The sequence below is a fragment of the Parabacteroides sp. AF17-3 genome (assembly GCF_003635445.1).
Taxonomy (GTDB): domain Bacteria; phylum Bacteroidota; class Bacteroidia; order Bacteroidales; family Tannerellaceae; genus Parabacteroides; species Parabacteroides goldsteinii.
The window spans coordinates 195,565-210,316 of record NZ_QTMM01000004.1 but is presented as its reverse complement, the minus strand read 5'-3'; the positions used below and the strand labels follow the sequence as shown (position 1 = coordinate 210,316).

Sequence of the window (14,752 nt, the reverse complement as noted above, 5' to 3'; positions counted from 1 at the left end):
ATATGGCAGGAACAAAGGATATAAAAGATTTCACAAAGTTTCCCAGTTTATCGGACAATGATTATCTGTTGGGAACAAAGACCGATTTAGGTGGTACGGATGCCGGTATAACTGTCGGGAACTTCAAAAAGCAGGTGGTCAATGATGCGGCCCCTTCAATTAATGAAAATGGATACTGGGTCGTTAATGGTGTTAGCACAGGAGAGAAAGCCCGGGGAGAAACTCCGGTGTTAAACAGCGGTACGACGACCACAGGGGAGGAAGGAACCGGAGCGTCGTCCGAAGTCGTACCTGACGGGCAGACACCGGAGGGATCGCCTAAATACAAGCTAAACCTGACCCTTCCGCGTGGATCGGCCGGTAAGGCTGGTAAAACAGCAATCTTCGGAATAGGGAATGTCTCTGATGGCGAAAAGGCCTCTGCTACCTTGACTGCTGATGGAGAAGACGGATCCGGTAATCCCCAATATAAATTGAACCTTGTGTTACCTGCAGGTAAAACCGGAGAAAACGGAAAAACTCCGAAGTTCGAAGCCGGGAGTGTATCGACATTGGAACCGGGCCAGTCGGCCTCGGCTGAAATAAGCTTCAAAGAGTACGATACGGACGGTAGCCCAATATACGTAATTTCTTTGTCTATCCCGAAAGGAGATACAGGTAGTCCCGGTAAAATTCCGGTGTTGCAGTCTGTTAATGCCCAGTCCGGCGAAACTCCTTCCGGTAGCTTTACTCAAACAGGAACTGACACAGAGGGTAATCCGAAGTATATCCTGAATCTTACATTACCTGCCGGAAAAGACGGACAACCGGCAATATTTGAACAGGGAACGACGACAACATTGGAACCGACAGAACCGGCCTCTGTAGAAGTTGTTGAGAATGGGACAACTCCTGAAGGAAATCCCAAGTATATCCTGAACTTTAGTATTCCCAGAGGCCAGGTAGGTAAACCTGGAATCGGATCGGGTAATGTGTCTGCCGATGGCACCGGGCTTGTAGCTGGTAAAAAGTATTTGTTTGTCCCGGAATCGGACGGAAGTACATCTGGTGCGTTTGTCGAGTATGTCGCCCCTGAAGCATATGATGATACCCCACTTAGAAAGGAAATAGCCGATAATCTGGCTGCAGCCAAGACTTACACCAATGAACAGATAGCTGGTATCGTTCAATTTGATATAAAAGCGGTCCTGGAACTGCCGGATACCGGAGTAAAAGGAACGATCTATTTAGTTCCTAAAACCGGATCGGGAAATGATGTCCATAATGAGTATATCTGGGATGAAACTTCAAGTAAATTTGAATTGATAGGTTCTACTTCTGTCGATTTATCAGATTACTATACTAAGAATGAAGCCAACGAACGTTATGTTTTGAAGGAAGCAGGGAAACGTTTAATGACGAATGCGGAAGGAGCAAAGCTGGAAGGTATAGAATCCGGTGCAAACAAATTCCAGTACCCTGTCAATCCCGGAGAAGGTCAGGTTCTCACGTGGTCTGCCGGAGCGGCCAAATGGGATAATCCGGCAAGCGGTTACGAATATATTGAACTAGGGGACATTTTACAGATAAGCCGTGTAAAGACTTCTACCGAACTGGACTGGAACGACTTTATTAAGGGTAAAACGATGGATGATTTAGAACAGGCTTATATCAACAATACTCCTATATATTCTAAAATACAAAGTCGTTATTTCGGGGAAAAGATGGGATATTCACAATGTACTTCCATAATGAAAATAGTTGACGGTACTGTTGTGCATTATTACTTATCTTTTGTCGTGGCTTATAGCGCGACTAACTCTGATAATATTTACAATTACCTTATTGATTTAAGAGGCGTTACAGGGGAAGGTTGGCGCGATGCAACGTCGCGGGCAAGTTGCTTGTTCACTAAAACGGCTGTCCCTGTTGGCACATCTATCCCGTTTACTGGCGGATTTGTAATCATGGATTTGTCTACAGGAGGAAGCAGGGATTTGATTATAAACCCGCCCGGCTTCTATCCGCTTCAAAATTCGACTACAACGATCATGTTGCGTAACACGTCTAGCCTGACAACTAAGTTGACATTCACTATAAAATTAAGTTCAGATGCAAGTTCGGAAGGTTCGAAATTACTCATTCCATCTGAACTACCTGAACTGGCAGGAGGTGAAGCATGTGAACTTAGCATATTATGGGCAGACTGGAAATATATAGTTCGTGCGTCTGAGCCTTTTAATTATAAAGAATACGTTGAATAGTATGGGAAACAGAAGAAGGTCATTATTATTTGCTTCCCCCTTAATAGAGGTCGCCCAGTTGGTGGTAATCAAATCATCAGGGACTTACATAGTACCTGCCAATACGATAAAACTCGATGTCTTTCTGGTTGGTGCTGGTGGTGGAGGTGGTCTGCCAGTAGCATCCACATCTTATGGTTCCTATACAGCTGGATATGCTGGGGAAGGTGGTGCAGTTGTATATCAGGAAAACATGCCATTCATTAAAGGAGAAGAAATAAATGTTGTGATCGGACAAGGTGGGAGTGCAGCAACAACAGCCAATAATGCGGGAAACAAAGGAGGTGATACATCTTTTGGAACGCTCATTGCATTGGGTGGTAATGGTGGAATTGCCGGAACAAATTCATTGCCATCAATCGGGAGTGATGGAACAGCTTGTCCATTTGGAGATATAGAATCGGAATCTATCATATCTACTGATTTATTTGGAGCAAATGGAGGAGATGGAAGTACTACCACTACGGCTAATGTAGGAGGGAATACTGGCGCAGGAAAAGGAGCCAATCGCTCTACTGCTGCTGATAATGCTTCTTTTTACGGTTCTGCCGGAGGGGGTGGAACTATATACAGGACATTTAGTAATACGATAAGAAATCCGGGATTAGGATATCAGGGTATTGTTATATTGAAAGTTACCCGTATGATAAAAGAAAGTGAAATACCCCTTGTTGAAAAATTTGAGATAATCACTGATATATCTCGGACCTCTTGGACTGTGCCTGACAATACAAAAAAAATAGACATTTTTATAGTAGGTGGCGGAGGTGGTGGTGACGGTTCAAACTCTGTAAACACTAATGGAGACTGGGTCAGTGGTGGCGGAGGTGGAGAAGTATTATATGTAGAAGATATTTCTTTCACAAAAAATCAAATATTTGAATTATCAGTTGGGGATTGGACTGCTTTATCGTATGGTGGTGAAAAAGGAAACCCAACAACATTTGGAGAATATACTGTAGCAGGAGGAGAAGCGGGAAAAGAAAGCAATGGTGGATATCCTTACACCAAAGATGGTACACTTTGTCCTTTTGGAGACTTATCTCATATAGACCCGGAATTGACTGCAACAACAAAATATGCGGCAACCGGTGGTTATGTAAGATATTCTAATGGTGAATTGCAGGGATATTCAGGTAATAAAACCGGCGGAGGTGGTGGCAGTATTAAGGGCAATGCCGGAAATGGTACATTCTATGGATCCGGTGGCGGTGGCATGGGAGTTTCTAGTGGCCAGTTTTCTCGTCCCGGAAGAGGGTGTCAGGGTATAATAATAATCCGATATTATGTAAAATCCTTTGAATAAAGTTTAATTATAGGATCTAATTAGTAGGAGTATCAAATATAAAAAATTAGAGGTATGGCGGATAATAAAGAACAAGTAATATTAGAAGTAGTTATTAAAAATGATGCAGCATCGAAACGGCTCAAGGAGAATAAGCAGGATATTGCTGAACTTCGGGAAGAACAAGCCTTGTTGAATAAAACGACATTGGAGGGGAAGGAGGCCTATAAACGATATGAAGATGAAATAAAGAATCTTAGGAAACATAATTTGTTATTGAATCAAGAGATCAGGAACAATAATAAATCAATAGAGGATCAGGAAGGCAGTTTGCAATCTATGCGTGCTGAACTTTCCCGGCTGAATAAGGTATATGTAAATCTTAGTCAAGCGGAGCGTGAGTCTGCAAAAGGACGTGATTTACAAAAGAAAATCTTATCTCTCAATACTACGATCGGAGATGCAGAGAAAAAACTGGGGGATTTTCGTCGACAGGTGGGTAATTATGAAAATGCCATGAAATCGGCGTTAGGGGCAAACAATAAATATGTTGCAACCCTTATGCTCATGAAAGATGGCAATATGAATTTGGGCGCAGCCTTAAAAACTACTACATCGGTTGTAATCTCTTTCGGAAAAGCCCTTTTTGCTGCGATAATGGCAAACCCAATTATAGCAGTTATTGCAGGAATTGTTGCAGTCCTTACTGGGCTTGTTAAAATAATGAGAGGTAATGAGGAGCAATCAGCACGTTTGGATGCAGTTTTGGCTCCGTTGAAAAGAACATTTGAGGGTATTGTTGCCGTACTTCAGATTGTTGCAGGATGGGTTCTTGATGTTGCTGAAGGGTTTGAAGCGTTAGCATTGCAAGTAACTAAACTAGGGGAGAAGATTCCTGTAATTGGAAAATATTTCAAACAAAGTAATGATGCCATGCTTGCCAGTATACAACTTTCAAAAGATAAAGCAGCTTTAGATAAGCAAACTCGGGAATTAGATGTTGCGAATGCAAAAGCTCAATATGAATCATCTGAACTTCGAAAGAAGGCGGAAGATCGGGTAAAATATACGGCAGAAGAAAGGCTAAAGTTTGTACAGGAAGCAAATGCCAAAGAGCAAGAAATTCTTGATAACCGGTTAAAGATTGCAGAGGAACAGTTTCGTATTGCTCAGGAAGAGGCCACTTATAATAAAAATAGTAAAGAGGTTAATGAAGATTTGGCCAAAATGGAAGCAAACTTGTATCTTGTCAGAAAAGAACATTCGGATAAGACAAAAGAGTTGATGACTAAGGAGAATGAGATACGAAACCAGTCCCTTACCGCTGAAAAAACACGTTTGGCTCAGGCTAAGAAGGCTACTGAAGAAGCAGTAAAGCAAAAGCAGAAAGAACTTGAATTGATTCGTCAGGCTGAAGATACAGCATTATCTCTAGTTAAGGAAGGAATAGAAAAACAGAGACAAACGGTAAATGTTCAGTATGATCGACAGATCGAAGATTTGAAACATAAGCTCAGTACAGAGAAGAATTTAACTGATGCTGCAAAGAAGGCGTTGAATGATTCTATAATTCTGGCCGAACAGAAGCGTGATGCAGATTTGAAGAAACTATCTGATGATTCTATCCAGGTTCAGATAAAAAAAGAAACTGAACGTATCCAGTTACAACTTGACTCTGTCAAAGAAGGAACATCACAGGAACATAATCTCCGGCTTTCCCTGATCGAACAGAATCGCCAGGCTGAACTTGCCGCTAATTTGCAACTGGCTGAAGAACTCCGGCAATCGGAAGCTGATATAAATGCCGCATACAACAAACTGGTTGCAGATGAAAACGAAGCATTCCGGAAAGAGCAGTTCGATAAGCAATCTGAATATATCCGCTTAGAATGGGAAAATAAAATTTTGCAGGTCAAAGAGGGGACATTGCAAGAATATGACTTAAAAGTGCAACAAGCCCAAGCTGACTATGACTTATTAGTAAATATGGATGCCGCAACCAAAGCTGCATTGTATGAATCGGATATCGAATATACGAATGCTGTACTACAAAGTCAGAAGAGGATAACAGAAGCAAAGCAGGCTCAGGTTAATGCGGAAAATGAATTTGTACTTATGCAGATAGAAGCTGCAACAACTGTTACTGATGCTTTTTCCTCAATGATTGATACTTTTGCTGAAGATAATGAAAATTTGGCCGCTTTTGCTAAAACAGTAGCATTATTCAATATAGGTTTGGGTACGGCAGAAGCATTGGCAAAGGGGGTAGCCTCTGCTCAAGCAGTTGGCTTCCCTGCTAATATTCCTGCAATTGCTACAACTATTGCAGCAATTATGGCAAATATCGTAAAAGCAAAACAATTGGTAAGCAAAGAGAAGAACCCGAAATATGCCGATGGTGGTGAAATCACAGGTCCTTCGCATGCTTCAGGTGGGGTTCTGATCGAAGCTGAAGGAGGGGAAGGTATTATAAATAAACACTCAATGTCTAACCCCTTACTGCGTTCTATTGCCAGTGCAGTTAATGTCGCCGGCGGTGGTGTTCCTTTCTCCAATGTTCCAATATTCCCGTCGGGTTCCAGTGGTGGGTTCGATACAGCCGAACTGAAAGCTGTTTTCGTTGAAGCATTAAAGGAAATGCCGGTTCCCGTGGTTAGTGTTGTTGAGTTTACAGAGGTACAGGACAGAGTAAAAATGATTCAAAATAATTCTACTATATGAAAGTTCATGAAATATTAGCCTTTAATAAGGAGTTATTAGAAAAGCTCTATTCTGCAGGTTTGAATACATCTGATTTTTTACATGTCGATCTGTATAATGAGTATGCCCGGCTAAAAAGGGATGGATTAAAAAAGGCTTATATTGTTTCTTTCCTCTCCGATCAGTATAGTATGAGTGAACGAAAAGTGTATCAGGTCATTTCTAAGATGGAACGCTCTGTTTGAACTCTGTATTTTTTATTTCATAGGCTGTATCGTTTTATTGGTACGGCCTTTTTTTATTACTGCAAAATATGTGCAGTGCTTTTTCATTTTATCTTCTCTTTTAATATACAATATGATATAAATTTGCACAAAAAGATATTTTAAATATGGCGGTATTAAAGATTCACAGTGATATAGTAGATGAAGAGACAAGGCAAATGAACTTGTTTTGGATCGGAGTGGACGGAACTTCCTTTGATTCCGTCGATGCTTTCATTGAAAGTATCCCGGAAGACGATAACAATATAGAGTTACGATTGAATTGTCGTGGTGGTAATTGTATGGAGGGGTGGACCATTTATGATAAGTTACGTTCAACGGGTAAAGAAATGACTGCCATTATTGAAGGTAAATGTGCATCTATGGCTTCTGTCCTTTTGTTGGCCGCTCCTAAAGAACGACGTTACGCCTATCAGAATGCTACACTATTGATACATAATCCTTATATCCCACCTTACACTTTGGCAGATGCTTATGATGCAGAAGATTTGCGACGTATGGCGGAGGACTTAGAGGCCGAAACGACAAAGATCGTGAATCTATACGTTGATCGTACCGGCTCCGAGGAAGATGTACTGCGTGCCCTTATGGCGGAGGATAAATTTGTCGATATGGATAAAGCAAAGGAATTAGGCTTTATATCTGAGGTGAAGCCTCCTATATCCGCAAAGGAAAAGCAACCAAAGAAATGGAATCACTCAAAAATAAATAATATGAATCAAGAAAAAAAAGTAACAGTAGCACAGGCTTTTCAAATGCTAGGAGTAGCATTAGGAGTCGTTAAGGCTCCGATTGTCAGTCTTGATCTGTCAACGGCAGACGGAAGCACTTTAACAGTAGAACGTGAAGAAGGGGAACCACAGGTCGGTGATACAGCGTCCCCGGACGGAGAACATCTTATGCCTGATGGAAGTACAATCGTCGTAGAGGGAGGTGTAATTGCTGAAATCCGCGATCCGGAAGAGGAAAATAATAATGACGAACTGGATGCAGCCAATGCGCGAATAGCGGAATTGGAAGCTGAACTAACGTCTTTGCGTACCCAGGCAAAAAGCCAGGACGAACTTGTGATCTTGAACAAGGTCAAAACAATGGGAGGCTTGGAAGGCTTGAAGAAAATTGCAAGTAGCTATGTTCCTGATGCGCGAGGTTTCCAAGGCAATCAAGGTGGACAGGGTGGAAACAGTGATCCAGTTTCTTTGATTGATAAAAAGCTGGCTGAAAAACGTGATTCCCGTAAAAAGAAGTTTAACAAATAAAAAATGTTTGTATGCCTAAGTTAGATTTTACGAAATTAACCCCTACAAATCATGCTATTGAGAGTTTGCGTGATTTGTTAAACATGACTGTGTTTCAGGATGAAAACCTGGAGCAGTTTATTACGTCAATGGGTAAAATAGTCCACGGTAAACGCCTTGGCTTCATTGGAGAAATGGAAGATGTCGGTAATGAGGGAGCCGGTTGTAATCCTACTTACAAATCAGTCGGTATTCCGGCTGCTGAAAAGCAGTGGGAACTCGGGGACTGGGAAATTCCTTTGAATCTTTGCTATGAAGATTTGGAAGGAACGATTGCTGATTACTGTTTGAAAACTGGTACTGAAATCGGTGATCTTACATCTACGGAATACATGGATTACATTGTGTTACCCAAATTGGAAGAAGCCATGCGGAAAATGATGTGGCGTATTACCTGGTATGGTGATAAAGACGCGAAAAATAATGCTGATGGAGGTGTGTTGACATCAGGTGTCGATCCAACTTTGTTTACGATGGCCGACGGTTTTTGGAAACGTATTTTTGCTATTGCAGCCGGGAACTCTAATCAATATACAGAAATCTCAGCGAATGACACTGCATCTTATGCAACCCAGAAATCAGGATTATTGACAAAAGGTGTTGCAACATCTTTGTTTGAAAAAATCCGAATGGATGCAGATGGACGCATTGAGGCAATGGACGGATCGGCTATTTTCTGTACGAAATCTTTGGCTGATGCTTTAGCCTGGGATGCAAAACAAACCTATAATACGATTATGCCGTGGCAGGTTCTGTTTGATGGTCTAAAAGTCTCTGAGTGGGATGGTGTGAAAGTTTATTCTATCTCTTTGTTTGACCGATTCACAAAAAAATATCAGGATAATGATACAAAGTTGAATTTACCGCATCGTGCTGTATATACTTCACCCAGTCAGTTGCTCATGGGCTATCCGGGTAGTTCTGCTATTTCAGAACTTGATGTGTGGTTCGAACGTAAAGAACGTATGAACTATATCTATTCAACGGGTAAGATCGGTACTCTTATCAAAGAGGACGAACTGATTCATGCTGCTTATTAATAATCCGGGGTATGGTATTCTGTACCCCATCAAATACTCATAGATATGGCAGATTGCGAAAGTTTAATTAAAAAAGATATTGATATCAACTGTGATACACCAGTTACTCGTGGTTTGGAAGCTAATGCAGTAATCATTAATCGTTCAGATATTGATTTTGCAAAAAGCGTGTTTGCTACAGGAAAAAGCAATGTTCTTGAGGCTCTTGTTTTGAAGACAGGAAAGAAAGGATATAAATGTTTCGTACCGGGTAAAACGCCCTTTACCGGGACTAAAACAAGTCTGAATGTTGGAACCTATGTAAATACATTCAATAATGAGTTTGCAATTGTGATCCTTGACAACGGGCCGGAAACTAGCGAAAGCATTATTGATGGTTTGGCAAATGGGACGTTTGTAGTCGTTTATGAAAACAAACATAAAGGTGCAACGAAAGATGCTGCATTCCAGGTTTCCGGTTTTTATCAGGGTATGACTGCAACGACATTGGAGAATGACAAATACAGTGAGGAAACTGAAGGAGGTTGGAAAGCTGTGTTGACAGAAGAACGGGCCCCGAAATCAGGTTTGTTCCTGCATAAAACTGATTATGAAACGACAAAGGCCTTGTTTGATAGTTTAATTGCAGCAGCTTAATACTGTATAGGTATGAGAGTGGATGAACTATTGACAAATGAAGTGATCGAGCGTTTTCGTCTTCGGAAAGAAACACCGCAAGAACGGGGTACGCTCGTTTCTTTGGCTTCTAAAGCTCTATGTCGCAAAATATCCTACACTTGTAGGACCTGTTACTTTGATGCGTTGATGGAACTCGCCAACCTTTATAAAACTAATCGAATATTATTTGAGGAACGTATGAAAGAAAAAAGATATCAGATTGCCAGAGGTGTGTGTATGCCTCTTGGTTTTGGTTCCAGTCGTATGATCGTGTACCAGAATTGTACGGATGAGTTAGCGATCGAATTTTTGTCTTTGGATGAAAAAAACAGTAAGTATTTTGAACGTCTGCCTGATGGATGGAAGGATGATGTTGCAGAATATTTGGATAAGTTGTCAGGGAAAGAACATATTCCTGTTGAATTAACTCCTGCCGAATTGGATGCTATCGCCGATATGAAAAGAATGCTTATAGAAGGTACGACTAAAAAAGCAGTGAAGGATCATTTTGTGACTTTTTCGAAGATTGGAGATGTGAAAGTAACGAAAAAGTATATTGATTTTTTATTGAAAGAGGCATCTGAACAATTGAAGGCAGAAAGTGAGAAGAAAACGGATGATCCGGGTAAAGATGGTGCATTGGAGAACGGAGAAAATCCGGATCAGACGGAAGTTGATTAATTGATACAATAGACTTGTGAAATATGACAATTGATGAAGTAAAAATACCGAAAATACGTATTCCTGTAGCAGATGTAACCAACCTGGATATACAAAGTTATGGAAATGGGAATAACTATCCTCAGATGATATTGCAACTGTTGGGTGCTTCCAGCAATGCAAAAAGTTGTGTTGGCCGGTATGCAAAATTTATTAGAGGTGCAGGTTTCAAAGATTCCTTATTTTACAAGTCTATTGTCAATATGAAAGGCCAGACATGTGATACTTTGCTAAGGCTCTGTTCTGATGATTTGGCAAAATTTGGTGGATTTGCTTTGCACATAAATTACAATCTTTTATGTGAGATCACTAGCGTCGAGCATATTCCTTTTGAGGATTGCCGACTGGGCATTGAAGACGATACTGGATATATAGCTGAAATCGCCATACACCCAGATTGGATCTGTTCGAAGGGTAGGAAAAAGATCAAGAAACCCTGTAAAAGTACCATTGCCTATACAGATGTGTTTAATCCCAATCCAGATGTTGTACTATTTCAAATTGTGGAAGCTGGAGGTATCGAAGCTTATAAAGGTCAGACGTTATATGTGTCAAAGGATGGGTTCATGGTCTATCCATCTACCATTTACGACAGTGCCATTACTGATATAAGCACCGATGAAGGTTTGGCAAATGTTCGTTATCGTAATGTCCGGAGTAATTTTTTGCCGATGGGTATGTTCGTTTATCCCAAAGGACAGAAAGTCATGGTAGAAGATAAAGATGGAAATTGGGTTGAAGGGACAGAATATCAGAATGGTTTTGATGCAGCGAAATTTAAAGATTTTCAAGGTGATTCCGAAGCATGTAAAATTTTAGGTGTAGGGCGTGAAGATGGAGACGATGTTCCTCAATTTGTCGAGTTCCCAACCAAGAACTTCGATAAAGACTTTACTGTAACAAAGGATGCTGTAGCGGAGGAAATACATGCTGCGTTCAATCAGGAGGTATTTTACCGCATTCGTTCCGGTGCACTGGGGTTTTCAAACGACATTATTAATGATGCCTTTAACTTTTATAATGCTATGACGATCGACGAGCGTGTCCTGATGGAACAAAGTTTCCGATCAGTGTTCTCACATTTTGCATATCCGGTTAATCAAACAAACGATTATTCATTAATTCCTTTAAGTTATGAAGTCCAATCTGTTTAATAAGCAATTAACGGACGTAGATAGTGTAAAAACTACCGTTCGCCCCATGTCGACGCATGTAGATGTTGAAAAAATACTTGTGTACATTGATGAATCCCAGCAGCAGGATATCAAAAATGCTTTAGGCGATAACCTTTTTATTGATTTACTCCGGTATGTCAACCGTGAAGAAGGCTCACCGGTCAATGAAGCCTATGAGAATTTGCTTCATGGCGGCATCTATAAAAATGGGAATGATGAATTTATATTTTCAGGCCTTGAAAAAGCTCTGAAATATTTCGTTTACGCGCGTTTGGTGAAACATGGAGACAGGAACCTGTCACGAGTGGGATTGATGCAGAATCAGGTTGAATATAGCTCACATGCAGAGTTAAAAGAAAAGCAGGAAGAGTATAAGGATGCTTTTTCTGTTGCTGAGGAACTGATGAATGATTGTCTCCGGTATATCAAGCATAATTCAGATAAGTTCCCTAAATGGAGAAAAGGAAGCATTACTCCGGTTCGTGGTCCTGTAATTTCTAAAATAGGGGACTGATGGAGAACTATACAGATAAATTCCTTTTTGGACTGATCGAGTTTTTCGCCTGGGCGAAATGGCTTTTCTTCCTGGCTTTAGTGTTGACGCTGGGTGATCTGAAGTTCGGTATTGAAGCATCCCGATACAGGAAAGACCCGATCAAACGATCGCGAGCTGTCCGGCGTACAATGGATAAGATTACAAGTTATATCATTTGGGTTGTAATGGCTTATTCGTTCGGCCAGGCTTTCGGGCAACCATTTGGGATCGACTTGCTACCGCTTATAATTCTACTCGTTATATACGGTGTTGAGTTAGAAAGTATATATGTCAACTACTTTGCTGCACGTGGAAAGCATGTAAAGGTGAAGTTCTTGAATTTCTTTGGAAAGAAAACAGATATAATAGAAATAGAAGGAGATAAAAATGAGACAGATAAATAAAATCATAATACATTGTACTGCATCACGTAAGGGACAACCCCTAACAGTTGCAGATATTGATAAAATGCACCAAACACGCGGATGGAACGGTATCGGCTATCATTACGTAGTTTATGCCGATGGATCAGTTCATAAAGGGCGACCAGTAGAAAAAGCCGGGGCGCACGTTTCAGGGCACAATGCGGACAGTATAGGTATTTGTTATGTCGGTGGACTAGATGGTTCCGGGAATCCCAAAGATACTCGTACAGAAGCGCAAAAGGCGGCCATCCGTGAATTGGTAAATGAATTGTGCCGGAAGTATCCAAACGTTGTAGAAGTAAAAGGTCACCGAGATTATTCGCCTGATTTGAACGGTAACGGTGTGATTGAATCTTTTGAATGGTTAAAGGCTTGTCCCTGCTTCGACGTACAGAGTGAATTTACTTCGTTTCTCCCCAATGTAAATGTAAAACCATGAAAGGCATTGTATTACTCTGGTGTATGTTTCTTTTGTTTGGATGCGGTTCTAAAAAGCAGAGTTACAGATCGGAAACGGTTAGTACGGCTATCAGCAGCCAAAAGGATAGTTCCCATGTCACGGAATCTGTTCAGCGGACAATTACGGAATTACTGGAGTATAAAGGAACCGGTATCATAACTATAACAGAGTTATCCAAACCGGACAGTATCGGTAACCAGCATATTGTAAAGACTACCCAGATGGATATCCATTCCGAACAAAAACGATCGGTGACAACAGAAGAGAATTGTGATAGGCAGGAAACTGATACATCTATCCAGGTAAAAGATGAAAGTATAAAAGAGGTTGTTGAGGATGATGTGCTGATTGATCGGGAGGCTGTTTTGCCGAGTTGGATATCTGGATTGATTGTTATTCTGTTCGGTTGTTTGGGGTTATGGATAACCAGAAATCTTAAATAATGCTTTTTTCTCATAGTATATAGTTTAGTTAGTTATTGTAGCCGCTTTGTCCGTGAGAATGAGGCGGTTTCACTTTTAAAATAACGGTTGTTAAAAAATAAACATTAGAGATTACTCTTTAGTAAGAATATATAAATTAAAAATTAAAAAGGAACAAATTTCATTCAATATGCTTTATATGTTATATATTTGCATTATATAATGAATAATAAGATGGAAATTTTGGATATAAAAATAAGGACAATTTCGATTAAGGCATATAAGTGCTTTAAAGATATAGAAATTAACTGTTTAAAGAATGACTCATCTATATATCAATGGACTGTCTTGTTAGGAAATAATAATACAGGGAAAACAAGTTTACTGAAAGCTATTGCAAATTTACGTCCTGTAATTTTTAAAAGAGTAGAAGGTAACAAAGTTTATTTGTCTCAAGATGAAAATCAAGAGAAAGAGTATGTACCTGCAATTTTTTATGATAAAGATTCTCTTAGTGAGTTAAATGTTGAATCGTTTGTAGGATGTACAACTACCAACAATGAAAAATATACATCTTGGAGATATAAAAAGGAAATGGTATCTTTGACTAAAAGTGTTCATATGTCTGATTTTCAGATATATGGGTATGGGGTTTCTCGGTATCCATCTAAAACTAGTTTATCAGAATCAATTTGTGAAAGTTGTTCTTCTTTATTTTTTCAAGATAAACAGTTAATAAATATAGAGGAATGGTTGATGCAGTTAGACTATGCTGCTAAAAATGATAAGTCGCTTGCAAATAATCGTTTATATAAAATAAAAGAGTTACTTTGTGGTAATTTATTTCCTGAAATTTTAGACTTTAGATTTGAAAGTACAGATTCTTTACATAATTATATATTGTTTCAAACAAAGGATGGATGGTTTAGGTATACGCAATTAGGCTATGGCTATCAATCTATGTTGTCGTGGACTATCGATTTATGTAAACGTATGTTTGAGCGGTATCCTGATTCACAAAATCCATTGGAAGAAAGTGCCATTGTTTTGGTAGATGAGATTGATTTACATTTGCATCCTAAATGGCAAAGAGATATTATTTCATTTCTTTCAAAGTCTTTTCCTAATACTCAATTTATAGTAACAACGCATAGCCCTTTAGTTATCCAATCTATGAATGATGTGAATTTATATGTTTTACATCGTAAGGAAGATAATGTACAACTTGAACGTTTTTCAGTGGCTAATTTTAGTGGTTGGACTGTAGAAGAAATTCTTAGAGATGTTATGAAATTGGACACTGATATTCATTCGGATGAATATCAGTGCCGTATTAAAGCCTTTGATGAAGGATTAGATGAAAATGATAGGGAAAAGGTCCGTTTGGCATATAATGAGTTATGTAAAATTCTGCATCCAACAAATCCTGTAAGAAAGCTATTAGAATTGCAAATGTCTCAAATTTAGTA

Annotated in this window: 14 protein-coding genes; all 14 read left to right on the top strand. The window is 39.8% G+C overall.

Going from position 1 to position 14,752, the window contains the following annotated elements; all coding sequences use genetic code 11:
* Positions 1-2 precede the first annotated feature (2 nt).
* The 14 genes from DWW91_RS06885 to DWW91_RS06820 all read left to right on the top strand — a co-directional run bounded on the left by DWW91_RS06885 (position 3) and on the right by DWW91_RS06820 (position 14,750).
* Positions 3-2,243, top strand: a complete 2,241-nt coding sequence (locus DWW91_RS06885; RefSeq protein WP_122327311.1) for a hypothetical protein — start codon at positions 3-5, stop codon at positions 2,241-2,243.
* Between the two features lies 1 nt (position 2,244).
* Positions 2,245-3,588 carry a glycine-rich domain-containing protein gene (locus DWW91_RS06880; RefSeq protein WP_122327310.1) on the top strand — a complete coding sequence of 448 codons (1,344 nt, stop codon included), beginning with the start codon at positions 2,245-2,247 and terminating at the stop codon, positions 3,586-3,588.
* 54 nt (positions 3,589-3,642) lie between these two features.
* Positions 3,643-6,288, top strand: coding sequence for a hypothetical protein (locus DWW91_RS06875; RefSeq protein WP_122327309.1), 2,646 nt, complete (start codon positions 3,643-3,645; stop codon positions 6,286-6,288).
* The gene (locus tag DWW91_RS06870) at positions 6,285-6,512 is read left to right on the top strand and encodes a hypothetical protein (RefSeq protein WP_028729657.1); all 228 of its coding nucleotides are present in this window, start codon (positions 6,285-6,287) and stop codon (positions 6,510-6,512) included. Before DWW91_RS06875 ends, DWW91_RS06870 begins: the two co-directional genes overlap by 4 nt.
* Positions 6,513-6,658: 146 nt before the next feature.
* The gene (locus tag DWW91_RS06865; RefSeq protein ID WP_122327308.1) at positions 6,659-7,810 is read left to right on the top strand and encodes an ATP-dependent Clp protease proteolytic subunit; all 1,152 of its coding nucleotides are present in this window, start codon (positions 6,659-6,661) and stop codon (positions 7,808-7,810) included.
* 11 nt (positions 7,811-7,821) lie between these two features.
* A complete protein-coding gene (locus tag DWW91_RS06860) occupies positions 7,822-8,889 on the top strand; it encodes a hypothetical protein (RefSeq protein WP_122327307.1) in 1,068 nt (355 codons plus the stop codon).
* A 45-nt stretch (positions 8,890-8,934) separates the two neighbouring features.
* A complete protein-coding gene (locus DWW91_RS06855; RefSeq protein WP_122327306.1) occupies positions 8,935-9,525 on the top strand; it encodes a hypothetical protein in 591 nt (196 codons plus the stop codon).
* 12 nt (positions 9,526-9,537) lie between these two features.
* Positions 9,538-10,227, top strand: a complete 690-nt coding sequence (locus DWW91_RS27540) for a hypothetical protein (protein WP_147426534.1) — start codon at positions 9,538-9,540, stop codon at positions 10,225-10,227.
* Between the two features lie 23 nt (positions 10,228-10,250).
* Positions 10,251-11,420 (top strand): hypothetical protein, encoded by a 1,170-nt coding sequence (locus DWW91_RS06845; protein ID WP_122327304.1) that lies wholly within the window; start codon positions 10,251-10,253, stop codon positions 11,418-11,420.
* Positions 11,401-11,955: a hypothetical protein gene (locus DWW91_RS06840; RefSeq protein WP_122327303.1), complete on the top strand. Its 555-nt coding sequence runs from the start codon at positions 11,401-11,403 to the stop codon at positions 11,953-11,955. The genes DWW91_RS06845 and DWW91_RS06840 overlap by 20 nt, the downstream gene beginning before the upstream one ends.
* A complete protein-coding gene (locus tag DWW91_RS06835) occupies positions 11,955-12,380 on the top strand; it encodes a hypothetical protein (RefSeq protein ID WP_046145024.1) in 426 nt (141 codons plus the stop codon). Before DWW91_RS06840 ends, DWW91_RS06835 begins: the two co-directional genes overlap by 1 nt.
* Positions 12,364-12,840, top strand: a complete 477-nt coding sequence (locus DWW91_RS06830) for an N-acetylmuramoyl-L-alanine amidase (RefSeq protein ID WP_122327302.1) — start codon at positions 12,364-12,366, stop codon at positions 12,838-12,840. The genes DWW91_RS06835 and DWW91_RS06830 overlap by 17 nt, the downstream gene beginning before the upstream one ends.
* Positions 12,837-13,304 (top strand): hypothetical protein, encoded by a 468-nt coding sequence (locus DWW91_RS06825; RefSeq protein WP_122327301.1) that lies wholly within the window; start codon positions 12,837-12,839, stop codon positions 13,302-13,304. The genes DWW91_RS06830 and DWW91_RS06825 overlap by 4 nt, the downstream gene beginning before the upstream one ends.
* A 213-nt stretch (positions 13,305-13,517) precedes the next feature.
* Positions 13,518-14,750 (top strand): AAA family ATPase, encoded by a 1,233-nt coding sequence (locus tag DWW91_RS06820; protein WP_158599433.1) that lies wholly within the window; start codon positions 13,518-13,520, stop codon positions 14,748-14,750.
* Positions 14,751-14,752: the final 2 nt, after the last annotated feature.

Coding starts and splice junctions, on each gene's coding strand:
- DWW91_RS06885 (WP_122327311.1), top strand. CDS start 3: ATGGCAGGAACAAAGGATATAAAAGATTTCACAAAGTTTCCCAGTTTA.
- DWW91_RS06880 (WP_122327310.1), top strand. CDS start 2,245: ATGGGAAACAGAAGAAGGTCATTATTATTTGCTTCCCCCTTAATAGAG.
- DWW91_RS06875 (WP_122327309.1), top strand. CDS start 3,643: ATGGCGGATAATAAAGAACAAGTAATATTAGAAGTAGTTATTAAAAAT.
- DWW91_RS06870 (WP_028729657.1), top strand. CDS start 6,285: ATGAAAGTTCATGAAATATTAGCCTTTAATAAGGAGTTATTAGAAAAG.
- DWW91_RS06865 (WP_122327308.1), top strand. CDS start 6,659: ATGGCGGTATTAAAGATTCACAGTGATATAGTAGATGAAGAGACAAGG.
- DWW91_RS06860 (WP_122327307.1), top strand. CDS start 7,822: ATGCCTAAGTTAGATTTTACGAAATTAACCCCTACAAATCATGCTATT.
- DWW91_RS06855 (WP_122327306.1), top strand. CDS start 8,935: ATGGCAGATTGCGAAAGTTTAATTAAAAAAGATATTGATATCAACTGT.
- DWW91_RS27540 (WP_147426534.1), top strand. CDS start 9,538: ATGAGAGTGGATGAACTATTGACAAATGAAGTGATCGAGCGTTTTCGT.
- DWW91_RS06845 (WP_122327304.1), top strand. CDS start 10,251: ATGACAATTGATGAAGTAAAAATACCGAAAATACGTATTCCTGTAGCA.
- DWW91_RS06840 (WP_122327303.1), top strand. CDS start 11,401: ATGAAGTCCAATCTGTTTAATAAGCAATTAACGGACGTAGATAGTGTA.
- DWW91_RS06835 (WP_046145024.1), top strand. CDS start 11,955: ATGGAGAACTATACAGATAAATTCCTTTTTGGACTGATCGAGTTTTTC.
- DWW91_RS06830 (WP_122327302.1), top strand. CDS start 12,364: ATGAGACAGATAAATAAAATCATAATACATTGTACTGCATCACGTAAG.
- DWW91_RS06825 (WP_122327301.1), top strand. CDS start 12,837: ATGAAAGGCATTGTATTACTCTGGTGTATGTTTCTTTTGTTTGGATGC.
- DWW91_RS06820 (WP_158599433.1), top strand. CDS start 13,518: ATGGAAATTTTGGATATAAAAATAAGGACAATTTCGATTAAGGCATAT.